Annotated in this window: 24 protein-coding genes; 12 read left to right on the top strand and 12 right to left on the bottom strand. The window is 61.8% G+C overall.

Translation table 11 applies throughout. The features are described from left to right. Window positions 1-135, top strand: coding sequence for a hypothetical protein (locus AC1D2R_RS12675; RefSeq protein WP_477967631.1), 135 nt, complete (start codon window positions 1-3; stop codon window positions 133-135). Between the two features lie 299 nt (window positions 136-434). Here the strand turns inward: AC1D2R_RS12675 and AC1D2R_RS12680 are convergent, their stop codons facing one another. From AC1D2R_RS12680 to AC1D2R_RS12695, 4 genes are all read right to left on the bottom strand, one after another. Further along, window positions 435-797, bottom strand: a complete 363-nt coding sequence (locus tag AC1D2R_RS12680) for a hypothetical protein (RefSeq protein WP_477967632.1) — start codon at window positions 795-797, stop codon at window positions 435-437. Between the two features lie 138 nt (window positions 798-935). Continuing rightward, the gene (locus tag AC1D2R_RS12685) at window positions 936-3272 is read right to left on the bottom strand and encodes a glucose/quinate/shikimate family membrane-bound PQQ-dependent dehydrogenase (protein ID WP_477967633.1); all 2337 of its coding nucleotides are present in this window, start codon (window positions 3270-3272) and stop codon (window positions 936-938) included. Between the two features lie 337 nt (window positions 3273-3609). Next, window positions 3610-5109, bottom strand: a complete 1500-nt coding sequence (locus tag AC1D2R_RS12690) for a protein adenylyltransferase SelO (protein ID WP_477967883.1) — start codon at window positions 5107-5109, stop codon at window positions 3610-3612. A gap of 79 nt (window positions 5110-5188) precedes the next feature. Then, window positions 5189-5686: a hypothetical protein gene (locus tag AC1D2R_RS12695; protein WP_477967634.1), complete on the bottom strand. Its 498-nt coding sequence runs from the start codon at window positions 5684-5686 to the stop codon at window positions 5189-5191. Window positions 5687-5987: 301 nt separating this feature from the next. On the opposite strand from AC1D2R_RS12695, the gene AC1D2R_RS12700 reads away from it, so the two are divergent. Continuing rightward, on the top strand, window positions 5988-7436 hold the full coding sequence (locus AC1D2R_RS12700; RefSeq protein ID WP_477967635.1) for an MDR family MFS transporter: 1449 nt from the start codon (window positions 5988-5990) through the stop codon (window positions 7434-7436). Between the two features lie 115 nt (window positions 7437-7551). On the opposite strand, the gene AC1D2R_RS12705 is transcribed toward AC1D2R_RS12700, so the two are convergent. Next, window positions 7552-8076, bottom strand: coding sequence for a DUF1697 domain-containing protein (locus AC1D2R_RS12705; protein WP_477967636.1), 525 nt, complete (start codon window positions 8074-8076; stop codon window positions 7552-7554). A 221-nt stretch (window positions 8077-8297) separates the two neighbouring features. Beyond that, window positions 8298-10406: a S9 family peptidase gene (locus AC1D2R_RS12710; protein WP_477967637.1), complete on the bottom strand. Its 2109-nt coding sequence runs from the start codon at window positions 10404-10406 to the stop codon at window positions 8298-8300. 244 nt (window positions 10407-10650) lie between these two features. Here AC1D2R_RS12710 and AC1D2R_RS12715 point away from each other — a divergent pair, with 244 nt between their 5' ends. Beyond that, complete coding sequence (locus AC1D2R_RS12715; protein ID WP_477967638.1) at window positions 10651-11040, top strand: DUF930 domain-containing protein; 390 nt, start codon at window positions 10651-10653, stop codon at window positions 11038-11040. Window positions 11041-11264: 224 nt separating this feature from the next. Further along, window positions 11265-12065 (top strand): polysaccharide deacetylase family protein, encoded by an 801-nt coding sequence (locus AC1D2R_RS12720; RefSeq protein ID WP_477967639.1) that lies wholly within the window; start codon window positions 11265-11267, stop codon window positions 12063-12065. 23 nt (window positions 12066-12088) lie between these two features. Here the strand turns inward: AC1D2R_RS12720 and AC1D2R_RS12725 are convergent, their stop codons facing one another. From AC1D2R_RS12725 to AC1D2R_RS12735, 3 genes are all read right to left on the bottom strand, one after another. Beyond that, window positions 12089-13378, bottom strand: a complete 1290-nt coding sequence (locus AC1D2R_RS12725) for an NAD(P)/FAD-dependent oxidoreductase (protein ID WP_477967640.1) — start codon at window positions 13376-13378, stop codon at window positions 12089-12091. Between the two features lie 16 nt (window positions 13379-13394). After that, the gene (locus AC1D2R_RS12730) at window positions 13395-14564 is read right to left on the bottom strand and encodes an AI-2E family transporter (protein ID WP_477967641.1); all 1170 of its coding nucleotides are present in this window, start codon (window positions 14562-14564) and stop codon (window positions 13395-13397) included. Between the two features lie 111 nt (window positions 14565-14675). Beyond that, window positions 14676-15632 carry a VOC family protein gene (locus tag AC1D2R_RS12735; protein WP_477967642.1) on the bottom strand — a complete coding sequence of 319 codons (957 nt, stop codon included), beginning with the start codon at window positions 15630-15632 and terminating at the stop codon, window positions 14676-14678. Between the two features lie 201 nt (window positions 15633-15833). Between AC1D2R_RS12735 and AC1D2R_RS12740 the strand changes: the two genes are divergently transcribed. The 3 genes from AC1D2R_RS12740 to trhA all read left to right on the top strand — a co-directional run bounded on the left by AC1D2R_RS12740 (window position 15834) and on the right by trhA (window position 17386). Continuing rightward, window positions 15834-16250 (top strand): universal stress protein, encoded by a 417-nt coding sequence (locus AC1D2R_RS12740; protein WP_477967643.1) that lies wholly within the window; start codon window positions 15834-15836, stop codon window positions 16248-16250. 40 nt (window positions 16251-16290) lie between these two features. After that, window positions 16291-16614, top strand: a complete 324-nt coding sequence (locus tag AC1D2R_RS12745) for a TraR/DksA family transcriptional regulator (protein WP_477967644.1) — start codon at window positions 16291-16293, stop codon at window positions 16612-16614. 103 nt (window positions 16615-16717) lie between these two features. Beyond that, window positions 16718-17386, top strand: a complete 669-nt coding sequence (gene trhA / locus AC1D2R_RS12750; RefSeq protein ID WP_477967645.1) for a PAQR family membrane homeostasis protein TrhA — start codon at window positions 16718-16720, stop codon at window positions 17384-17386. On the opposite strand, the gene AC1D2R_RS12755 is transcribed toward trhA, so the two are convergent. After that, on the bottom strand, window positions 17387-17878 hold the full coding sequence (locus tag AC1D2R_RS12755) for a hypothetical protein (RefSeq protein WP_477967646.1): 492 nt from the start codon (window positions 17876-17878) through the stop codon (window positions 17387-17389). Window positions 17879-17926: 48 nt separating this feature from the next. Further along, complete coding sequence (locus tag AC1D2R_RS12760) at window positions 17927-18496, bottom strand: helix-turn-helix domain-containing protein (protein ID WP_477967647.1); 570 nt, start codon at window positions 18494-18496, stop codon at window positions 17927-17929. A gap of 26 nt (window positions 18497-18522) precedes the next feature. Here AC1D2R_RS12760 and AC1D2R_RS12765 point away from each other — a divergent pair, with 26 nt between their 5' ends. After that, complete coding sequence (locus tag AC1D2R_RS12765; RefSeq protein ID WP_477967648.1) at window positions 18523-19026, top strand: N-acetyltransferase family protein; 504 nt, start codon at window positions 18523-18525, stop codon at window positions 19024-19026. Window positions 19027-19091: 65 nt separating this feature from the next. Here AC1D2R_RS12765 and msrB read toward each other — a convergent pair whose 3' ends face one another. After that, the gene (msrB, locus tag AC1D2R_RS12770) at window positions 19092-19502 is read right to left on the bottom strand and encodes a peptide-methionine (R)-S-oxide reductase MsrB (RefSeq protein WP_477967649.1); all 411 of its coding nucleotides are present in this window, start codon (window positions 19500-19502) and stop codon (window positions 19092-19094) included. Window positions 19503-19686: 184 nt separating this feature from the next. On the opposite strand from msrB, the gene AC1D2R_RS12775 reads away from it, so the two are divergent. The 4 genes from AC1D2R_RS12775 to AC1D2R_RS12790 all read left to right on the top strand — a co-directional run bounded on the left by AC1D2R_RS12775 (window position 19687) and on the right by AC1D2R_RS12790 (window position 23188). Continuing rightward, window positions 19687-19902 (top strand): hypothetical protein, encoded by a 216-nt coding sequence (locus AC1D2R_RS12775; RefSeq protein WP_477967650.1) that lies wholly within the window; start codon window positions 19687-19689, stop codon window positions 19900-19902. Between the two features lie 114 nt (window positions 19903-20016). Then, window positions 20017-22395, top strand: coding sequence for a putative monovalent cation/H+ antiporter subunit A (locus AC1D2R_RS12780; RefSeq protein WP_477967651.1), 2379 nt, complete (start codon window positions 20017-20019; stop codon window positions 22393-22395). Next, complete coding sequence (locus tag AC1D2R_RS12785) at window positions 22392-22811, top strand: Na(+)/H(+) antiporter subunit B (protein ID WP_477967652.1); 420 nt, start codon at window positions 22392-22394, stop codon at window positions 22809-22811. Before AC1D2R_RS12780 ends, AC1D2R_RS12785 begins: the two co-directional genes overlap by 4 nt. Then, window positions 22811-23188: a Na+/H+ antiporter subunit C gene (locus tag AC1D2R_RS12790; RefSeq protein ID WP_477967653.1), complete on the top strand. Its 378-nt coding sequence runs from the start codon at window positions 22811-22813 to the stop codon at window positions 23186-23188. The genes AC1D2R_RS12785 and AC1D2R_RS12790 overlap by 1 nt, the downstream gene beginning before the upstream one ends.

Genomic DNA, 23188 nt, shown 5'->3' on the forward strand with positions numbered 1-23188 from the left:
ATGGCAGCGTTAGCGAACGAGTTCCGCTTCGACTATCATACCGGCATCACGGAGGAATCTGAAATGCCGCTCCACGGGAGTGCCGACGACGGCGAAAAGTCCACGACGGGAGAAAAGGCGGAAACGGCAAGGTAAAATCATACGCCAGAACACGAGCAGGGGCGGGATCGGTGGTGACAGCAGGGATTGGCATTTGGCCGGGCACTCCGCGCGCGCAGCTGTCAAACGCGGGGTGGCGTTGCCGACAAGGCGTTTATCGACAGTCTCTGCGAGGATCGAGGCCGCAGTCCACCGTCAATGCCGTGCACCAAAAGAGACCCCCCAGCCTGATCGCGTTGCACACCCGCTGCGACCAGATAAACGCTCCGGTTCAACAGCATACGGCGGAAACGTGAATCTTCGCCGTATCTATGTGAATCAATCTCTGAAGTCGTTCAGGCCGTTATGACGCTTGCTTCGTCGTCGGTGCTCTTGTCGTCGACACCCGTCAGCTGCTTCTTGATCTCGTCGGCGATCTGCTTTTCGATCGACTCGCGTACTTCCTTCGGCATGCCCTCCAGGTCGTCTTCGGTAAGGCCCAGCCGCTCCAGCATCTGGGCGCGGACGCGCTCCGCAGGCGTCATGTTGGCAAGCTCCGAGAACTCGCTGATGACGGCGTTATGGTGCGCCTTGGCGTTGTCGTGGCCGCTGACCGATTGGCGGCGGCTGCTCTGCAAGGCCCACATGGTGCTGGAGATGGAGGGCGGCGTCGTGCTGGGCTCAAGTGCCGTGCCGCTTTGACGGACGCCGCTTTGCACGTCGTGAGCCTGTTGCTTGTTTCGCTGGCCGGATTGGCCAAGCAGACCGGTGCGCCGCGAGCCTGTGTCAACCTTGCGCCCTGAAGTTGAAATGGCCGCGCTTTGTCGGCCATTCTGTTGTTTCGGCAGAGTGACCGTTCAGGGCAACGTATAGGCGATGACGTAGTCGCCCGGCTTGGTTCCGATCGAGCCATGACCGCCTGCGACCATCACCACATACTGCTTGTTGTCGCTCGTCGTGTAGGTCATAGGCGTCGCCTGGCCTCCGGCTGGGAGACGCGCCTGCCAGAGCTGGTTGCCGTTGCTCACATCGTAGGCGCGCAGATAGTTATCGACCGCAGCGCCGAGGAATGCGACGCCGCCCCTGGTCAGCATCGGGCCGCCGATGCCGGGCACGCCGACCTTGAAGGGCAGGGGAAGGGGTGTCATGTCGTGGACCGTGCCGTTCTTGAGCTTGTAGACGGTCTTGCCGGTTCGCAGATCGACACCCGCCACATATCCCCATGGCGGCGCCTGGCAAGGGATATTCAGCGGTCCGAGGAACGGTCCCATAAAAACACCGTAAGGTGCGCCGTCATTGCGGTTCAGGCCCTGTTCGCTGCCTTTCTCGTCCTGTCCTTTCGGCGGGATGTCGGCCGCCGGCACAAGGCGCGAGGTGAAGGCCAGATAGGTCGGCATGGCGAACATGATCTGCCGCTCGGGATCGACGGCCACACTGCCCCAGTTGAAGGTGCCGAAGTTGCCGGGATAGATGATTGAGCCGACAAGCGATGGTGGCGTATAGCGCCCCTCGTACTTGTAACGGTGGAACTGGATGCGGCAGGCGAGCTGATCGAACAGAGACACGCCCCACATGTCCTTTTCCTGCAGTGGCGGTGGAGAGAAGGTGAGGTCGGAGATCGGCTGGGTCGGTGATGTGTGATCTTCCGGGATTGCACCGCCTGGGGCGGGAATCTCCTTGAAGGGAATGATCGCCTCGCCGTTGCGGCGGTCGAGCAGGTAGATATCGCCCTGCTTGGTGGAGCCGACGAGTGCCGGAACGACCGTGCCGTCGGCTTTTTTCATGTCGAAGAGCACCGGCTGGGCCGGGACGTCCATGTCCCAGAGGTCGTGGTGCACGAACTGCTGCACCCATTTCAGCTGCCCGGTACCGATGTCCAGCGCAACGATCGATGAGGAAAACTTCTCGACATTTTCGCTACGGCCCATGCCGAGCTGGTCGGGCACCTGATTGCCGAGCGGCACGTAGACCATGCCGAGCCCGTCGTCGACGCTGAGGACGGACCAACTGTTCGGCGAGTTCGTCGTATAGGTCTGCCCCTCGGGGAGCGGCGTCGTCACATCGGGGTTGCCGGAATCCCAGTTCCAGATCAGTTCGCCCGTATTGATGTCAAAGGCGCGGATCACGCCGGACTGTTCGTGCGTCGAGTAGTTGTCGTTGACGGCGCCGCCGACGATCAGCTTGCCGGCGACTGCGACCGGCGGCGAGGTGGAATAGTAATAGCCGGCCGGATTGTATTTCATCCCCTTTTCGAGATGCAGCACGCCCTGGTCGGCAAAGCTCGTGCAGACCTTGCCGTCCAGTGCGTCGAGAGCGATCAGGCGGGCATCCGATGTCGGGAGATAGATACGGTCCACGCAGGGCGCGCCGCCGGCCGCCGCCGTGTCATGGTAGTAGGTCACGCCGCGGCAGGTCTGGTGCTGCCGGTCCGGGTTCATGCCGGAGTTGGCGTCGTATTTCCATTTTTCCTTGCCGGTCGTGGTGTCGAGCGCGATCGCCCAGTTGTGCGGCGTGCAGAGGTAGAGCGTATCGCCAATCTTCAGCGGCGTGACCTGGTAGGTGGTCTCGCCTACGTCGTCGGGCCGTTTTACGTCGCCGGTCTGGTAGCGCCACGCCTCCTTCAGATCCTTGACGTTGCTGACGTTGATCTGTTCAAGCGGCGAATAGCGCTGGCCGAAGGGCGTGCGGCCGTACTGATGCCACTCGCCGTCGGTCACCGTTCCGCCGAAGGTCGGCGTGCCGGTGATCTCGGTCGGCAGTTTGCCCGTCTGGTCGTGCGGGGTGGTTGTCATGGAGAACCCGGCCACCGCGATCGCCGTCAACACCGGTATGGCAAGCGGCCACGGGTTTGCACCGTAGGAGGTGCCGGTCGGGCTCAGGAAGCCGAGAGGCCGGCGGATCCATGGTGTCAGCAGCCACAGGCCGAGCAGAATGATCAGGCCGCCGCGAGGCCCGAGTTGCCACCAGTCGAACCCGACCTCCCAGATTGCCCAGACGAGGGCGGCGACAACCAGCACGGCGTAGAACCACAAGGCGGAGGCTTTTCGCATCAAAAGCAGGATGGCTGTCAGCAGGAACATGACGCCCGCGAAGAGATAGAAGTAGTTGCCGCCGAGCATCACGAGCCAAAGCCCGCCGCCGCACAGCGCCAATCCGATGAGCATGAAAAGCAACGAGGTAATGACGATCGCCACTATGGATTTCTCCCGCTGAAAACTGCACTCGGACACTTGAGCGCGTGCAGGGCTCCCGAAGGCTCGGGAAGGAATTGTGAACGCTGGCGAAAATACGGCAAAGAGTTGTCGTCGCTAGCATTCTCAACCACATAGAGCGGGTTTTCTGCCTTTCAACTGCCGCAATTGTCGCAGGGCTGATCGGTTGGGAGACAGCCTGGTCGGCGTGCCCGTCACTCGCCGCTGCGTCGTTTCGCCCAGGTGATCACCTCGTCACTTGCCGCAAGCCGGAGATCGCCGGGAGATCGCCGTCATTCGCGCCCGCCGGGTCGCAGAGGTCGAGCGCGCACCTGGAGCGTCACGTGCCGCAGAAGGTCTGCAGCACGCGTTCCTCCGGCTTCGGCGGCTCCATGTAGGCGGCAAAGGCGGGCTGCTCTTCGTAGGGGCTGGAGAGGACCGTCAGCAGTGCTTCGAAGAGCGAGAAATCGCCCTCCTCGACGGCCGTGGCAATGGCCTGCTCTATGCGGTGGTTGCGGGGGATGAAGGCAGGATTGACGCCGAGCATAGCCGCCGCGCGTTCGGCCGCGGGCCGCAGCTCGGCAGCCAGCCGCTCGTACCAGCGCACAAGCCATTCGCTCGCCGCAGCCGGGTCCCGGAAGGTTGCCAGGAAGGCCGGCTCGGCACTCGCGTCGGCGGCAAGATGGGCGAGGCGCCGGAAGGTCAGCGTAAAGTCGGCCTGATGCGCCTGCATCAGCGCCAGCAGCGACTGGACGAGGTCGAGATCGCCGTCCTCCACGGACGCGAGCCCGATCTTCTCCCGCATCCCGCGCAGCCAATGGATCTGGAAGCGCTCGCCGTAATCCTTGAGCACGATATTGGCCGCCTCCAGCCCCTTCTCGGTATTATGCTCGAATAAAGGCAGCAGCGTTTCGCCGAGCCGTGCCAGGTTCCATTGCCCGATGCCGGGTTGGTTGGCGTAGGCATAGCGGCCGCGCTGGTCGATCGAGGAGAAGACCGTCGCCGGATCGTATGTATCCATGAAGGCGCAGGGGCCGAAATCGATCGTCTCGCCCGATATCGTCATGTTGTCGGTGTTCATCACGCCGTGGATGAAGCCGATATGCAACCATCTGGCGATCAGCGCCGCCTGCCTCTCGCATACTGCCTCAAACAGACCAAGATACGGATTTGCAGCCTCCTTCAGGTCCGGGTAGTGCCGATCAATGACGTAGTCGGCGAGTGCCTTGACGGCATCGGCGTCGTCGCGCGCGGCAAAGAACTGGAACGTGCCGACGCGGATGTGGCTTGCGGCAACGCGCGTGAACACGGCGCCGGGCAGCACATGCTCGCGATAAACCGGCTGGCCGGTTGAAACGGCCGCCAGCGCCCGCGTGGCGGGCACGCCGAGAGCATACATCGCCTCGCTGACGATGTATTCCCGAAGAACTGGCCCTAGCGCCGCGCGACCGTCGCCGTTGCGGGAAAAGGGCGTCTGTCCGGCGCCCTTCAGCTGGATGTCGCGTCGCTGGCCATCTCGGTCGATCACCTCGCCGAGCAGGAGCGCCCGCCCGTCTCCAAGCTGCGGCACGAAGCCGCCGAACTGGTGCCCCGCATAGGCCATCGCCAGCGGATCGGCGCCTTCAGGAATGAGGTTACCGGAAAAGATCGCCGCACCGTCGCGGTTCAACACTTCGACATCAAGGCCGAGCTCGGCCGCCAGCGGCTCGTTCATCTTGATCAGCCACGGCTCGGTTGCCTGCGAAGGTGCCTGCCGCACAAAAAAGTGCTGCGGCAACCGCGCGTAGCTGTTGTCGAAGGCGAAGGGCCGCGGGGTCGATGCGTTCAGAGCCATGGTCATACGTTCTAGGTAGGGTTCTAGCATGGCAGACGCAAGCGCTTGAAAGGTGCTTGAGGCGAAAGTGCCCGCCTGGTGCGGATTATCGGTTGCCACCACCACCGCCGCCACCACCACCACCGCCACCGCCGCCACCGCCACCACCGCCACGCCCGCCGCTGCGCCCACCTCCGCCGTTGCCGCGACGGTCACCCGAGGAAGATTGCGCCCCACTGCCGTTGTCATGGACACTGAAGTCGGCAGGTGCAGCGGACTTGAGGACCTTGTTAGGGGTGTAGGGGACGATGCTTGCGTTTTGCAGCACGCCCTCAGCCTTCGTGCAGCTGTAGTGTATGCTGCCGCCATTGCGGATAAGCACGTTGTTGCCCGGGCTTCGCACAAAAACCATGTCGTGGCCGACCAGCCTCGAGCTCTTCTTACCCAGTCTCTGACTTCTCATCTGGAAGGAGACGCCGTTGACGCTAATGACCGACCTTTCCCAGTCGACATTGACCGTAGGACTGCCGCCGCACTTCTGGTAGGCCTGAGCGACACCCGAAGGCAGGCCGGTTAAAGCCACCGCAATGACGAACAGGCGCATGTGTGCCTCCATCGTTCTCCAAGCCGGCGGTATCGCGAGGCCCTCACTCAGCAGCAAACCGAGTTTGAACCTGCGGTCGCGGGAAAACAATTTGGGAATAGGAGGTATTCCACGTCGCTGCAGCGGACCACGCCCGGTGTGCCCAGCCCTTCTCTTAAGGCACGGCTGCCCTTCCGTAAAAGCATAACGCTACCACATTTGCTGGCGTATACAAAGATGTAATCCCCCTTTGGCATCACGCCATACCATATCGCGGCCATCGCTTCCGCGCCGGCCGCGCCATTGCGAGTGATCCCTGACGATGTCGGATCAGATCTATCAGGCGGCTGCCATCGGGCGCCGCCAGCCTAATTTCCGCGTGACTGCAATGATCGTTGCGAGCGCCATGTTCATGGAGCAGCTCGACGCCACGGTGCTTGCGACAGCGCTTCCCACCATGGCGCGCGATTTCGGGGTCAGCGCGCCGTCGATGAGCATCGTGCTCACCTCCTATCTGCTCAGCCTCGCGATCTTCATCCCCGCAAGCGGCCTGATCGCCGATCGGTTCGGTTCCCGCACGGTCTTCCGCTCGGCGATCGCCGTCTTCATCGCCGGTTCTGTCTTCTGCGCGCTGTCGCCCAATCTCTTCTGCCTGGTGCTGGCCCGCCTGCTGCAGGGTCTCGGCGGCGCTATGATGCTGCCGGTCGGCCGTCTCGTTCTGCTGCGCAGCGTCGATCGCAAGGACATGGTCAACGCCATGTCGTGGCTGCTCGTACCGGCCCTGATCGGCCCGATCCTCGGCCCACCGGTCGGCGGATTGATCGTCACCTATCTCGACTGGCGGTGGATCTTCTACATCAACGTGCCGATCGGCATCATCGGCTTTACCCTGGTCTCTATCTTCATCGAGGATTTCAAGGGCGAGGCAAGGGGACCGTTCGACACCATAGGCTTCATCCTGTCGGGCATCTCGCTCGGCTCGCTTCTCTTCGGCTTCGAAACCTCGAGCCGCCCGGGAGAAGGCGTCTTCTCGCTTTTTCTGATTGCCGTCGGTCTGCTTTTCGGCATCGCCTATCTCCGCCACGCGAGGCGTCACCCGTCGCCGATCATGGACTTTTCGCTGATGAAGGTGCCGAGCTTCGGAACGTCGGTCATCGCCGGCTCCCTGACGCGCATCACGCAGGGTGCGCAGCCCTTCCTGCTGCCGCTCTATTTCCAGCTCGGCTTCGGTCTGTCGGCGGCCAAGGCCGGCCAGTTGGTCACCGCGGCTGCGATCGGCTCGATGGCGATGAAGGCCTTCGCGCCGAGAGTGCTGCGCCGCTTCGGCTTCCGCAACGCGCTGATTGCCAACGGCGTCATCGCAACCTTCGGCTATGGGCTCTGCGCCGCCTTCCGTCCCGACTGGCCGCTGACGCTGATCTTCGCGGTCTTGGTCATGTGTGGCTTCTTCATGTCGTTCCAGTTCACGGCCTACAACACCGTCGCCTATGACGAGATCGACCGCGACCGCATGAGTTCGGCCACCAGCTTCTATACAACGTTCCAGCAGCTGATGCTGTCGCTCGGCATCTGCGTCGGCGCGCTCGCGCTGCACGCGTCGATGTCGTTCAACGGCAGCGAAACGCCTCAACTCCATGATTTCTCTGCGGCCTTCCTCTTCGTAACGGCGATCTCGATCACCGCGACTTTCTGGAACCTTCGCTTCTCCCGCAACGCTGGATCCGAGATCAGTGGCCATGCTGCCCATCAGCCTGCGCACGACGGGCACTGAGGCATCGGTTCCCATTTCAGACCATCATCCGAAGGTCGAATGTCGGATTGTCGGCCAGTGGGGCAGACGCACCGATTTCAAAGAGCTTCGGCTGCCGCGTCAGCTGACCTGAATTCTAGCTCGCGTCTTCCATCGCTGCCGCCATCTCGGCGAGCTTGCGAACCGTGTTGAGGTTGCGGGCCGTTCCTGATTTGAGCGCCGGCAGCTTGAACTTTGACTGGCCCGCACCGATGGGGAAATACACGTAGACCTCCCGCCCGGCGACAACGGCTTCCTCGCTGTCCGGGGCGACCATCTTGTCGAGCGCATCCGCGGGCGCCTCCACGGCCAAAAAGCTGATGAGCAGGTAGTTTGGTCTGGCGTCGGGGAAGGGCGCATTTGCAACGATCGCCTCGAGTTGCCTGCGGCTGCGCACCATCACGCCCGGCTTTTTGCCGAGCACCTTGCCGAGGGCTTCGTCCAGTTGGCGTTCGACCTCCGCTTCTGCATCGTCAGAGCGAAACAGCACGTTGCCGCTCTGGATGTAGGTCTTGACGTCAGCAAAGCCGAGCGCCTCGCAGATCGACTTCAGCTCCTCCATTCCGAGCTTGCCGGTGCCGCCAACGTTGATGGCGCGCAGAAGTGCGATGTGAACGGGCATCCTCTCCTCCAACCCTCTTTGTCTACGGCAGTATCCGTCGCTCGCTCTTTCGCCTGCCCCCACCTTTCCCCGAGAAGAGCAGGCAACCAACCGCAAGTGTTTTTACAGCTCTCTTCTCCCCAGTGGGGTGAAGGTGGCCGGAGGGCGGATAAGGGGTTGAAGAGCGCAGGCGATGAACGTCCTGAGCGTCAGCGAAGGATAACAACCGCGCCCTTCCCGCCTTAAACCTTCCCGACAACCTTGATCGCAAACGCGTACTCGAAGGCGATCTCTTCCAGCCGCTGGAAACGGCCGGACGCCCCGCCGTGCCCGGCGTCCATGTTGGTCTTCAGAAGGATTGGTGCTTCGCCGGTGGTCTTCTCGCGCAGCTTTGCGACCCACTTCGCCGGTTCCCAATAGGTAACCCGCGGATCGGTGAGGCCGCCGAGCGCCAGGATCGGCGGGTAGGGCTTGGCGCCCACGTTGTCATAGGGCGAGTAGGTTGCGATGTGCTCGTATTCTTCCCGGCTGTCGATGGGGTTGCCCCATTCCGGCCATTCCGGCGGGGTCAGCGGCAGGGTGTCGTCGAGCATGGTGTTCAGGACGTCCACGAAGGGAACGGCGGCGATGACGCCGGCGAACTTCTCCGGCGCCATATTGGAGATGGCGCCCATCAGCATGCCGCCGGCCGATCCGCCCTCGGCGATGATATTCTTGTATGAGGTGAACTTCTCCTGATTCAGGTAATCGGCCGCTGCGATGAAGTCCTTGAAGGTGTTGGTCTTCTTCTCCAGCTTGCCGTCTTCGTACCAGGCAAAGCCCTTGTCCTTGCCGCCGCGGATATGGGCGATGGCATAGACGAAGCCACGGTCGACGAGCGACAGGCAATTGGTATTGAAGCCGGCCGGGATGGTGACCCCGTAGGCGCCGTAGCCGTAGAGCAGGCAGGGCGCCGAACCGTCGAGCGGCGTATCCTTGCGATAGAGCAGGGTGACTGGCACCTCGACGCCGTCCCAACCCGGCGCAAACACGCGGCGGGTGACGTAGTCGTCGGGATTGTGGCCGGAGGGTACTTCCTGCGTCTTCAGCAGCGTGCGCTCGCGCGTCACCATGTTGTAGTCGTAAAGCTGCGAGGGCGTCGTCATCGAGGAGTAGGAGAAGCGGATGACATCGCTGTCGTATTCCGCAGCACCCTGCAGGCCGAGCGAATAGGCCTCCTCGGCGAAGGCGATGGCATGCTCCTCACCCGTCTGGCGATCGCGGATCATGATCTGTGGCAGGCCGTCCTTGCGCTCCAGCCAGAGCAGGTGGCGGGCGCAGGCCATGTGGCTGATGATAAGCGTGCCGGGTTTGTGCGGCACCACCTCGCGCCAGTTTTCCTTGCCAGGATTTTCAACCGGCGCTTCGACGATCTTGAAATCCTTGGCGTCTCCGTCGTTGGTGAGGATGTAGAACACATCGCCGCCTTCGGTCAGCGAATACTCGATGCCTTCTTCGCGGACGGCGACGAGCTTCGGCTCGGCCTTCAGGTCCTTGGTCGACAAAATCCGGTATTCTGACGTCTCGTGGTCGTGGATGTCGATGTAGATGAAGTCGTCGAGCAGCGAGCCGCCGACGCCCATGAAGAAGCCCGCATCCTCCTCCTCGTAGACCAGACGGTCTTCGAATTGCGGGGTGCCGATGATGTGGTGAAATATCTTCGAGGGGCGATGGTTCTCGTCCAGCGCCGAATAGAAGAAGCTCTTGCCGTCGGGCGCCCAGGCGCCACCGCCGCCGGTGTTCTCGATGACGTCGGTCATGTCCTCGCCGGTCCGGAGGTCGCGAACCTTCAGGGTGTAGAATTCCGAACCCTTATCGTCATAGCCCCAGATGCCGCGATTGTGATCAGTGGAATGATCGATGCCAGCCAGCCGGAAATAGGCCTTGCCGGCCGCTTCCTTGTCGCCGTCGAGAAGCACGGTGCGCAGGGTCTCGTCCTTGACGTCCCCGTCGCGCGGAATGCGGAAATAGCGCGGCTGCTCGCCACCGGTCACGAAGAAGGTACCGTAGGCGTAATCGCCGTCCTTCATCGGCACCGAGCTGTCGTCTTCCTTGATGCGGCCGCGCATCTCTGCAAACAGCGTCTTCTGCAACGGCTTGGTGTCTTCCATGGCCGCGTTCATGTAGACGTTCTCGGCCTCCAGATGCTTGCGGATCTCGGGGTCGAGGATCGACGGATCCTTGAACATCGCCTGCCAGTTGTCGGCGCGCAGCCAGCCATAATCGTCCGTGCGGGTGATGCCGTGGCGCGTGTCGGAGAGCGGCTTCTTGGGAGCTGCGGGCGGGGTCGGCAGAATGTTGAAGACAGACAAGGAATGCTCCGGGTGGGAATTCAGCTGCGCAAGAGATAGAGGTGCAACAGCGCCGGATCAAGCTCTGACGGCTGCTTCGACAGCGCGCCACGCGAAATCGAAGGATTGCTCACGTTGCCTTGATGTCACCACATTGTTTAACAATGTCCGCTACCGTCGCGCGGAATTTTGCCATCGTTCGCCGCTCTGTTCAACGCGGACGATGTCGCGTTCCCGAACAAGGATGCAAAGGAATTTCTCGGTAATGCCAAAACGTATCGTCTTGCTTCTGTCTGTTCTCAGCCTTGCGGCGCCCGCCTTTGCAGTCGATCCCGCGATCAAGAAGCAACTCGAGAAGCTCGACCCCTCGACCCGGCTCGAACAGAGCTGTGACACCGAGGCGATGAGCCGAATCAACAAGGATGAAACCGGCTTCAAGCCCGACAAGGTGATCGCCTACACCTTCAAGGATCCTGTCGCCGACGACGACAAGCTCGAAGCCCCCGGCGCCGTTTTCCGCAGCAAGGGCGATTGGTATCACCTCTCCTACAGCTGCGTCACCGGCCCGCAGCACATGAACGTGCGCGAACTGCAGTACACGATTGGCGCGAAGGTGCCGCGCGAAAAGTGGACCAAGTACTATCTCTATGATTGACGCAGACCTCTCCCTCACTCCTGTGCTTGTTACAGGAAGCCAGCGACCGCGCGTCTGCGCGGTGATTGAATAAAAGGGATATGCGGTCTTTCACGCCCAAGGACCTGGATTGCTGTGACGAGCGAAGGAATGAGGATAAGAGGATGAGCGGCATCAGGCGGCATCGCCGCCCTTCGCCAGTGCGCATAGAATTCCTTCATTGAAATAGTAGAAACTTACGTCCCATGATCCGCACGCTTCTTGCTCCCGCGCTGCTTGCAGCCTCCATCTCAGCCGTCTCTGCGGCCGAGGTTCCCGTTGCAGTGCCGGAGGCTCTCGCCGCTACGGCGCCCGTGCAGAAGGCGATCGCACCGAAGCTGGTCGAGCCGCATCTGCGCATTGCGCGGTCGGGCCTCAAGGGCCATGCCCGCGTCGCACTGACCTTCGATGCGTGTATGGGCAAGGCCGATGACCGCATCCTGTCCGTTCTGGTCAGCGAGCGTATCCCGGCGACTGTTTTCGTCACGGCGCGCTGGCTGAAACACAATCCGCGGGCGCTTCAGGTCTTCCTGCAGAACGCCGACCTCTTCGAACTGGAAAACCACGGCCAGAACCATATTCCGGCGGTCGACAAGCCGGTGTCGATCTATGGCATTGCATCTGCCGGTTCTCCCGAAGCGGTTCGCCAGGAGGTGCAGGGCGGCGTCGATGCGATGCTGGCGGCTGGCATTGCATCGCCGCGCTGGTTCCGCGGCTCAACCGCCAAATACGATCGCTCCTCGATCGCCCAGATCCGCTCCATGGGGTATCGCATCGCCGGTTACTCCGTGAATGGCGACGGCGGCTCGCTGCTTGGTGCTGCCGTGACCGAAAAGCGGATCGCGGCCGCCAGGGACGGCGATGTGGTGATTTCCCATATCAACCAGCCGACTCACGCGGCAGGCGAGGGTGTCGCAAAAGCCATCGTCGACCTGAAGGCGAAAGGCACGGAGTTCGTCCGGCTGCAGGATGTCGAGGACACCGGCGACGACCAGACGACGGAGTGAATGAAAATTGGGTGAACGAAAATCTAGCTCAGAGCGTCGGCGCCACCGAGCTCGAGCGCAGCGAAACTCTTGAGGCCGGGCACGTCGCGATCGATCGCGAAATCGTCGAACCACTCCCTGTATCCGCCGGCAATCAAGGCGCCGATCATCTGCGCGGCGAGATAGGAGAAAGTGATGCCGTTGCCGCCGTATCCGTAGGCGCCGTAGACGTGCGGCAGAGAGGGAACCGGCCCGATCAGCGGCAGCCCGTCGACGGTTTCGCCGAAGGTCCCGCACCAGGCATTGGCAACGCGCGTATCCGCCTTCGGCCACAACCGCTTCATCTTTTCCCTGACGGCCATGATCTTGTGCGGCAGCTTGCTGTTCCGGGTCGCGGGATCGACCGTGTCGTCGTCCTCGCCGCCGGCGACGATGCGGCCATCGGGCGTCGTGCGCATGTAGAGGTAGGGGTTACTGTCCTCCCAGATCAGAGCCTGGTCGCGCCACAGCGTCCCCGGGTCCTGGGGCACGGTGGCGAGCGCCCAGCTGGAGGTCGGGCGGTGCAACTTCGGCATCTCCATTCCCGGCAGCGTGTAGCCGGTCGCCAGCACGGCGGCCTTTGCCTCGATCACGAAGGAACGATCGGTTTCCGCTGTGACGCGGCCTCCTTCGCTGTGAAGGCTCTCCACCGAGGCGCTGACGAGGCGCGCGCCCTGCTGCAGCGCGATCCCCAGCAATGCCCAGGTGAGAAGCAGCGGATCGGCCTCCGCCGAGCCGCGCGACAGGATGCCTGCGTCGCGGTCGAGTTCGAATTCAGTGAAGAGATCGCAATGCTCCAGATAGGTGCTTGGCAGGCCGGCACGACGGCGAAGCTCGACTTCGGTCAGAAGATCACGCGCGCCTTCCTGATTGCTGGTGAGAAACAGCGATTGCCGTGGTCGGAAATGGCAGGGAATGCGGTGGGCGGCAATCAACTTGGCAAGGCCGGCAACGGCGGCGGCGCTGCGCCGGTACACGCCGACGGCGCGCTCGAAGCCATAGAGACGTTCGAGTTCGCTGAGCGTCCGGTCGATCTCCCATTGCAGCATCGCCGTGCTAGCGGCGGTGCTGCCAAGCCCCGGCTCTTCGCGATCGACGATGGCGACGGATAGGCCGCGCTCGGCAAGATGTTGCCCCATCAGAGCGCCCGTAATGCCGCCGCCGATCACCAGCGCGTCCACCTTGATGTTGTTCTCAAGCGGTCCATAGCTGGGTCTGACACCCTGCTGACCCCAAGGGGACATTCCGTTCGTCAGGCGGTCGTGGCTGGAGTCTTGAAGATCGATTTCGGCCATTGGACGGGTGTTACCTTCACTCTTTCGGCAGCTGCGGCTGCACCTTTTCCTCGATGAACAGTTCATCGATGATGGTCATGACGATCAACGACAGCGGTAGAGCGAGCATCGCGCCGACAGCGCCCCACATCCACGTCCAGAACAGTATCGCCAGGAACACCACGAACGGGTTGATTTCGAGCCGCCTCCCCATCACCGCCGGGAAGATCAGATTCTCCATGATCAGGTGGACGGAAAAGAAGGCTGCCGCGGGGATAAGTCCGAACAGCAGGCTGTCATGAGTAAGGATGCCGGCAATCGCGATGGCAAGCGTCATCATCGTGATGCCGAGATAGGGAACGAAGCTCGAAAGGAATGCGAAGAAACCCCATAAAACAGGCGAGGAGAGGCCGCCGAAGTAGGCGATGGCAGTCATAACAACGCCGAGGCAGACGTAGATCAGGGATGCAGTGGCAAAATAGAAGCCGAGAACCTGTTCCACCCCGTTGATGACGCGAATGGCGGCAAGCCGCTGCGGCCGTGTCCTGAACACCATAATGATCGATTTGCGCAGATTGACGCGCCCCGCCAGGAACAGCAGCAGCGCCGCAAAGAAGATCAGTGCCTGAATGAGCGCAGGCGTCAGGTTCGCCGAGACCACGTGCAGGATGTTGCCCGTGTTCTCCAGCAGCTTGTCTGCCGACATCGGGCCGCCCTGGAATGTTTGCGGCGTGATATGCAGCCAACGGATCCGCTCGAGATAGGGCATAAGCCGGTTCAGGGTCGTCTCGAAAAACGCCGGTCCCTCGTTGGCAAGCGTCGACAGCGGGCCGGCGAGCGAACTGGCAACGAGAAAGATGACCAGCGCCACGGCCGACGACAGGATGACGGCATTGGTGATGCGCGGCACGCCGAGCTTGCTGAGCTTCTCGGCCAGCATGCCGAGGATCATGCCCACGACGATAGCCAGCGTTAGCGGAATGAGGATCAGCGACATCATATAGACAGCAGAAAGGCCGAGAATGGTGAAGATGCCGATGATCGCCCAGGCCGTGCTGATATCCAGCCCATCCTTCTCGACCCGGCGCATCGGCGCCTGTGGCAACTCTTCGGTCGCTTCACTGAGCTTCGCGGCCCAGCTGCTGACGTGACGTTCGCCGATCGCCAACTTGGTGGCGTGTTTCCGAATGCCAGTGGCGATGCCCATGAATGAAAGGTTCCCCGGAAGCCCATTGCTTCGAAACCACAACGCGCGATATGCGTTCCGGTTCCGTGGGCTGGAGTTGACCAATCGAACAGCCTGCGCTCTGCCGCTATCTCAGGCCGAAAGCGTCAGGCCGATGCCCCAGGGGTCTCTCAGAAACACGCCGCCGTCGCGCTTCTCGCTGTTGATCTCGAGCTCGTCGAGCTTGGCGATGGCCTTATCCAGCATTGCGATATCGTTGAAGCGGATTGCGTAGTCCGAAAGGCCGGTCATGCCGCCGGTTCGGGCGCCGGCACCTCGGCTGTTCCAGATGTTGGTGGCGACATGATGATGGTAGTCGCCGGTGGCAAAGAAGCTCGCACCGGGATAGCGCGCCATCAATTTGAGGCCGAGGACATCGCGATAAAAGGTGTCTGCTTCGGGAATGTCGCCGACTTGCAGATGGATATGGCCGATCGCGGTGCCATCGGCCATGCCTTTCCAGGAGTTCTCCGGCGCGCTATCATGGAGCGCCTGCAGATCGAGGCGCAGCGTTGCCATTTCGACCTGGCCGTCCTGATGAAACTTCCACTGCTCGTGCGGCCGGTCGGCGTAGATCTCGATGCCGTTGCCTTCGGGGTCGGATAAATAGATCGCCTCGCTGACGAGATGGTCCGAAGCGCCATCGAGCACGACATTGTTGTGCGCGGCATGGCGCAACCAGCGCGCAAGCTCGGTGCGGTCGGGCATCAGGAACGCGGTATGGAAGAGGCCGGCGGCATTGGCCGGCGCAACCCGGACATCCTTGCCCGTCGTCAGCGTCAGGAGTGGCTTGCCGTTGACGCCGAGCACTTCACCGCTGCCGGTCTTCTCGATGACCCTGAGGCCCAGCATCGACTTGTAGAAACTGGAGACCAGCGAAAGGTCGGTGACGACTAGATGCGAGTGATCGACATAGGCAGGACGCGTCAGCGCGTAGGACGTCTCGGTGGTTGTCATGCGGGTGTCTCCTGCCCTGGTCGTAGAAGGCGTACCGGCGGTGGCAGCGAGAGCGCTGCCCGTAGCGATGCCAAGGAACTTTCGCCGATCCATTGTCACTGAGGTCCACTTTGGCCGCTGTACTTGACTTCTATATGGCGGATTTCGATTGTTCACAGAAGGTCAGTTTTTGACGATGAAGCGTTCGACATCCGTTGACGACCTCGCACGTACCGGACTTGATCTTGATCAAAGCGCCTTATCTATTTTCTGAGAGATATGTGTTCCCACCGAACGCCGAAGAGGAGCGCCTTAATGTACAGGAAGATCGTTGTCGCTATTGAAATCGGCGCGCTGGGGGATGGCGAAATGACCTTTCGCAAGGCCGCCACATTGCTCGATACGGGGGGCGAGATCATTCTGCTCAACGTGGTCGAGGACATTCCAACGTATGTGGCTATGGATCTGCCCGTCGAGCTTGTCGAAAACGCGGCCAGGGATGCACGCGAAAAACTCGAAGGGCTGATCCTGACGACCGGGATCCCCGCAAACATCGAGATCAGCCATGGCCGTCCTGCGAGCGGCATCCTTGCTGCCGCTGAATCTCATGGCGCAGATTTGATCATCCTTGCGTCGCATCTTCCGGATTTCAGCAATTACTTCATCGGCGCGACGGCCGACCGTGTTGTGCGGCATGCAAAGTGCTCGGTATTGGTCGACCGGCGACGTTAGGAAAAACAACAACGACAACAACAATTCGACGGAGGAACCTATGAGCGACAGCCAGGCCTATGAGACAATCTTGAGGGATCGCCAGCGCGAACTTCAATCGCGGCTGACCCGCATCGACGTCGATCTCGGACGCACGAAGGAGCAGGACAGCGACGACCGCGCCACGGAGAGTGAGAATGACGAAGTTCTCGAAGGTCTCGGGCAGGCCGGGCAGGACGAATTGCGTGCGATCGGCGCGGCGCTGGAACGGATCGCCAAGGGTACCTACGGCACCTGCGTCAATTGCGGGCAGCCCATTTCGAAAGAGCGCCTCGCTGCCGTGCCGTACGCCCCGCTGTGCGAGGATTGCATCGGCCAGAGTTAGTACTGCCTACGTGCGCGGATGAAGGTTTGTCAACCAAGCTGTTGTATTGCGCACCGGCCGTTTCGGTGACACGATCCATATGGAGCGAAGAGGGTGGTCGTGCATGGGCGAGTTCAACGGAATCCGCTGGGCTTATGACAAATACGAGCTGATCGCCGATGGCATCGTCCACGGCGTTGGGCTGGCGTTTGCGCTGATCGGCGCGACCGTTCTGATCTTCTACGCTACCGTGTGGAGTTCGCATGGCGAGCTGGCGGCGGCGTGGATCTACAGTGTCGGCCTGGTGCTGACGCTTGGCATCTCCTTCTCCTACAATGCCTGGCCGGTGTCTCGCACGAAGTGGTTCCTGCGCCGGCTCGATCATTCCTCGATCTTTATCCTGATTGCCGCCACCTACACCCCGTTTCTCGAACGCGGCGCCGACAATCCGCTACTCCTCGGCATGCTGATCGGCATGTGGACCATTGCGGCTATAGGGGTGTTCCTCAAGTGCGTATTTCCGGGCCGCTATGACAAACTTACGATCCTCCTTTATCTCGCGATGGGCTGGAGCGGCGTGCTGGTGGCGGGGCCGGTCGCCGAACGCATCCCTTATGCGTCGATGCTGCTGATCGTGATCGGCGGCCTCATCTACTCTCTGGGCGTTGTCTTCCACGTGTGGGAAAAGCTGCGGTTTCAGAATGCGATCTGGCACGGCTTCGTCGTTGCCGCTGCTGCCGTCCACTACACAGCGGTTCTCACCTGCTTCAGCGTGAGTGCGTCCGGTCTCTGATCATCCGCAACGCGGCGGCGCGGCAAGCGTCTTGACCAGATGTCCGACCACGGGGTCGTATTGCTTCCGCGCCGCCTTCGGATACTCAAGCGTGACATAGCCGACGGCGTCGTGGCAGAGCGATATGGCGCGAACATAGAGGATGCGATCCCCGCGGGTGCCGGAATAGCTGACCCAGGACTTTGACGGCCTGCTGTAGCTGATGGTCCAGCCATCCTTCTCGTCCATCTCCGTCCGGCTCCTGATCTCCGTGGCGAAATCGTCCTGCAGCCGGTTGGCGCCGAACACCCGCAGTTCCGCCTTGCCGTCCTTCGACGTCAGCGTCATGCCGTCACCGTTGTCGGCGTCGCCGGCGGCCGTGAAATCGGCGGGAAGATCGATCGCATAGCCGAAGCGGGCATTGGCGTAGGGCCGCCAATCGTCAGCGATCGCAGGGGTTGCGGCAAGCCAAAGCAGAATGACGAAATGATGGGTGCCGAAACGATTGATCATGAGCCCTCCCGATCTGGTGGCGGAACCTAGCGCATTCTGTCTGTCGTTTCAGCCTGCTTTCAGCACGGTCACGACATAGCGGCAATTGACCGCGCCGGGGTTGCGGAATTCGCAGTCGGCGGCCGGACCGAGCAACAGACAATCGCCGCTTTTGAGATCGTGCGCTGCATCGCCTTCCGTAAAGACCAGTTCGCCGTCGAGGATCCAGATGCATTGCCGCAAGAAGACGAAGGACGAGGCGGGGTAGGCAACGGCGGCGCCGGGCGGAAGATCGATCTCGACGATATCGAATGGACTGCTGTTGGTCGGTGAAATATGACGGCGCGAATAGCCGGTCTCCGGGTCGGTCCAGACCTGCTGCTCGAAGCGTCGGGTCAGCCGCTGCCCTCCAGCCTCGGCGCGGGCCATAAGCGACGATACCGTCAGGCTGAATGCGCCGCAGAGCTTGCCGAGCAGCGAGGCGGTGGGACTGCTTTCGCCGCGCTCAATCTTGTGGATCATCGCGCGCGATACGCCGGAGTGGTTAGCAAGGTCGCTGAGGGACCAACCGCGCAATTCCCGCTCGGTGCGGACGCGTTCCCCTAGACAGCGATCGAAATCGTTTGATATAGTAGACATAACGAAATGATAGTGGACTGAAATTGATGACGCAAGCCCTCGTACGCGATGCCACCGAAGCGGATCTGCCCGCCATCCGCGACATTTACAATCATGCAGTGGAACATACGACGGCGATATGGAACGAGACGGTGGTCGATCTCGACAACCGTCTGGAATGGTTCAGGATACGTCAGGCGAGGGGATTTCCGGTTCTCGTCGCCGAAAAGGACGGGCGGATTTCGGGATACGCCTCCTACGGCGACTGGCGTGCCTTCGAGGGGTTCCGCCACACGGTCGAGCACTCGGTCTATGTCGACAAGGATCATCAGGGCGCCGGAATCGGCAGGCAGCTGATGACGTCATTGATCGAACGGGCGGGTGAAAACGGCGTCCACGTCATGATCGCCGGCATCGAGGCTGGCAATCTCGCATCGATAAAACTGCACGAGAAGCTCGGCTTTCGAAACGGCGGCACCTTCTTCGAGGTCGGGATAAAGTTCGGCCGCTGGCTGGACCTGACGTTCATGGAGCTCAGGGTTTCGAAGTAGCAAGGCTTGCCGGGAACCGGAAGAAATGCCCGCCGTCATGCACGGCGGGCTCACGCGCGGGAACGCTAATTGCCGGGCTCGAAAACCATCGAGTGGCCGTTGATGCAGTAACGCAGCCCGGTTGGCGGCGGGCCGTCGGGGAAGACATGGCCGAGATGCGCCTCGCAGTTGCCGCAGCGGATTTCGGTGCGGACCATGCCGTAGGTCGTGTCGCGATATTCGCTAACAGCGTCGGCTGACACCGGCTCGAAATAGCTTGGCCAGCCGCAACCGGCGTCGAACTTGGTATCCGAGCGGAAGAGTGGCGCATCGCAGCAGACGCAGCGATAGAGCCCGGTCTCGAAGGAATCCCAGTAGGGGCCGGTGAACGCCCGCTCCGTGCCGTGCTGGCGGGTGACGCGATACTGCTCGGGCGTCAGTTGTTCCTTCCATTCGGCATCTGTCTTGTGAACCTTGGCGATCGTCGTGTCGGCCATGGGCTGGCTCCTTTCGCGCTGGGGCGGCATTCTATTTTTCGTCTGTAATGTGGTGCGCACTGCGGAATCGATCAAGGGATAGATCGTTCGGCTGAACACCAGCCTACGCATAATGGGGCACTCAAATCCAGCCGGGTTTGATGTATTCTGGATGGATCGTGTCGTCGCGGTCGGGAGGGATGCCGTGCTTCATATTCTGTCCGGGGGATATTGCGCTGTTTCGGCGGTCTTCATGCTGGTGACCGTTCTGGAAGGTTGGATCCATCACGGCAGCTGGACGCAGCAGCGCATGATGGGTCTTCTCGTCTGCCTCGTCTGGCCGCTGCTGCTGATTGTTTTTCTGCTGCACAACCGCATGTCACGCAAGATCACAGGCGCTGTCCGTCTTGCTTCCCTGTGAGAAACGCGCCTTTCGTCCCAACAGAGCTTGAGACGGCGCCCGTCATCTCCTAAACGTTAAGGGCACTTCCGATTTTAGGTCGGCTTTCAAATCCTTGCGAGCATAGGAGGGGACATGGCCGATGTGACGGCATTGACGTTCGCGGCCCTCTGCATGCCGTTTCTTGGCGCTGTTCTTGCCCCCTTCCTTGTCCGCGCATTTGGCGCGAATGCGGCCTGGCTGCTGGCGCTGGCGCCGTTGCTGGCCTTCCTGCACTTCCTCAGCCTGCTGCCGACGCTCGCCGCCGGTGGGATCATCCGCGGCGGCTACGTCTGGGTGCCGAGCTTCGATCTCACCTTCTCCTGGCTGCTCGATGGCCTGTCGGTGACGTTTGCGCTGCTGATCACCGGCATAGGAGCGCTGGTGGTGCTCTATGCGGGAGGTTACCTGAAAGGCCATCCGGACCAAGGACGCTTCTTTTCGTTCATCTTCCTCTTCATGGGCGCGATGCTGGGCCTCGTCGTGTCCGACAATTTCCTGGTGTTGTTCGTTTTTTGGGAACTGACATCGATTACGTCGTTTCTGCTGATCGGCTTCGACCATCGGCGCGAAGCTTCGCGCCGCGCCGCGCTGCAGGCGCTGGTGGTCACCGGCGGCGGCGGGCTGGCGCTGCTGGCCGGGCTGCTGCTGATCTGGAGCGTCACGGGGGCAATGCAGTTGTCGGTGCTGCTGCAGTCGGGCGATCTGCTGCGCGCCAATCCGTCCTATCTGCCGATCCTGTTGCTCGTGCTCGGCGGCGCTTTCACCAAGTCGGCGCAGTTTCCGTTTCATTTCTGGCTGCCCAACGCCATGGAGGCCCCGACGCCGGTTTCGGCATACCTGCACTCCGCGACCATGGTGAAGGCGGGCGTCTATCTGCTGATGCGACTCAATCCGGCCATGGGGGATACGCTCGCCTGGAGCATCCTGCTTCCCGTTTTCGGCGGGGTGACGCTCATTGTCGGCACGCTTCTGGCGGTGCGCCAGACCGATCTGAAGCTCAAACTCGCCTATACCACCGTCTCCTCTCTGGGTCTGCTGGTGCTCCTGACCGGCTTCGGCGCGCCCCATGCCACCGAGGCCGCGGTGCTCTATCTGGTCGCGCATTCGCTGTTCAAGGGCGCCCTGTTCATGGTCGCAGGCATTGTCGATCATGAGACCGGCACGCGCGATATCACCCGCCTGAGTGGGCTGCGAAAGGCGATGCCTCTGACATTTGCGGCAGCCCTCTCCGCGGCTTTCTCGATGGGCGGTGTGCTGCCGTTTTTTGGCTTTCTCGCCAAGGAAGAGATTTATGCGGCGCTCGCTCATGGCGATCCGCGTTCCATCATCTTCACCGTCGCCGCCATATTTGGCAATGCGCTGATGTTCGCGATCGGCTTTGCCGTGGCGCTGAAGCCTTTTCTCGGCGCTCGTGTCGAGACGCCGAGGCATCCGCATGAAGCACCGCCGCTGCTGTGGGCCGGTCCCGTCGTGTTGGCGTTGCTCGGTCTGGTCGGAGCGCTGTTTTCCGCAACGGCCCACCACTATATTTCCTCGCCGATGGCTTCGGCGGTGCGCGGTACGGCAGCGCAAATCGACATCTCGCTCGTGCCGCATATAGGCGTGCCGCTGTTGCTCTCCCTGCTCACCGGCGCCCTTGGCATCGCCGTCTATTGGCAGCTCGACCGAGCGCGTTTCCTCATGGCCGCACTTTTGCGCATGCTAGGAACAGGCCCTGACCGCGGCTTCGACCACGCCATTGCCGGTCTGGTGCGCTTCGCGGCCCGCGTCACACGCTTCATGCAGCCCGGCCGCCTGGAACTCTACGTCACCAGCACGTTCGTTTGTGTCGCGGTGATTCTCCTCGTGCCGCTCTGGCTCTACGATGAATGGCCGTCCCTTCCGGCATGGCCGGCGAACGTGCGGATCCACGAATGGGCGATCCTGCTTCTGGCTGCCGGCGGTCTTGCCGCGGTGGTTGCCGCACGGGACCGGCTGACAGCGATCGTCTCGCTTGGCATCCATGGCTTTGCCGTCGCCATCATCTTCCTGCTGTTCGGCGCGCCCGACCTCGCCTTCACCCAGTTCATGGTGGAAACACTGTCGGTCGTCATTCTGGCACTGGTGATGACGCGTCTGCGGCTTTCACCGACCGACCGAAGGCCGCTTCGGCAGATGCTGTTCGATGGCGCCGTCGCGATTGCCTGCGGAACGGGCTTCGCACTGCTGTTGATGAAGGCGACCGAGGCGCCGTTCAATACGACGCTGACGGACTTTTTCAACACATATTCCAGGACCATCGCCCACGGCGCCAATGTCGTGAACGTCATCATCGTCGATTTCCGCGGCACCGACACGCTTGGTGAAATCGCGGTCGTCGCGATTACCGGCCTCGCCATTCTCGCGCTCATTCGCGTGCGAGCCCAGACCGAGCGCAAGCTTGCCGAGAACGATCCGGATGCGCCTGACGACCTCGGGGTGGAGCGCCCATGAACACGCTGATCTTCCGTACCATCGCCCCGGTGCTGACCGCGCTGATGCTGTTGTTCTCGGTCTTCGTGCTGTTGCGCGGTCACAACGAGCCGGGCGGCGGCTTCATCGGCGGACTCATTGCCGCCTCGGCGTTGGCGATCTTCGGGATTGCCCGCGGCGTCGGGTCGGTGCGTCGCGCGATCGTCGTTCACCCACTGGCGATATCGGGCGCGGGTCTCCTGATGTCATGCTCGGCGGGGCTCCTGTCGGTCGCCTTTGGCGTTCCGTTCATGACTGGCCTGTGGATCTACCCTGAGATAGCAGGCGTTGACGTGCCGCTCTCGAGCGTCATGCTGTTCGATATTGGCGTCTATCTCGTCGTGGTCGGCGCCATCACGTCGATCGCGCTGGCGCTCGAGGAAAGGGAGGTCGATTGATGGAGCCGGTCTTTGCGGTCCTCGTCGGGCTGTTTTTTTCAGCCGCCGTCTACCTGATGCTGTCGAAGTTTTCGATCCGCATCATGCTCGGCATCGCCATCCTCGGCAACGCCGTCAACCTGCTGCTGTTCACGGCCGGTCGGTTGACGCGCGAAGTGCCGCCGATCATTCCAGAAGGCCTGGAGGCGTTGCCTGCCGGTGCCGCCAATCCGCTACCGCAGGCGCTGATCCTGACGGCGATTGTCATCTCGTTCTCGTTCCTCGCCTTCCTGCTGGTGCTCACCTACCGCGCCTATCAGGACATCGGGACCGACAATACCGACGAGATGCGCGTCGCGGAGCCAGACAATCCGCCCCTGCCGCCATTGGGATATTGA

Source organism: Rhizobium sp. P1_C7, from assembly GCF_056406295.1.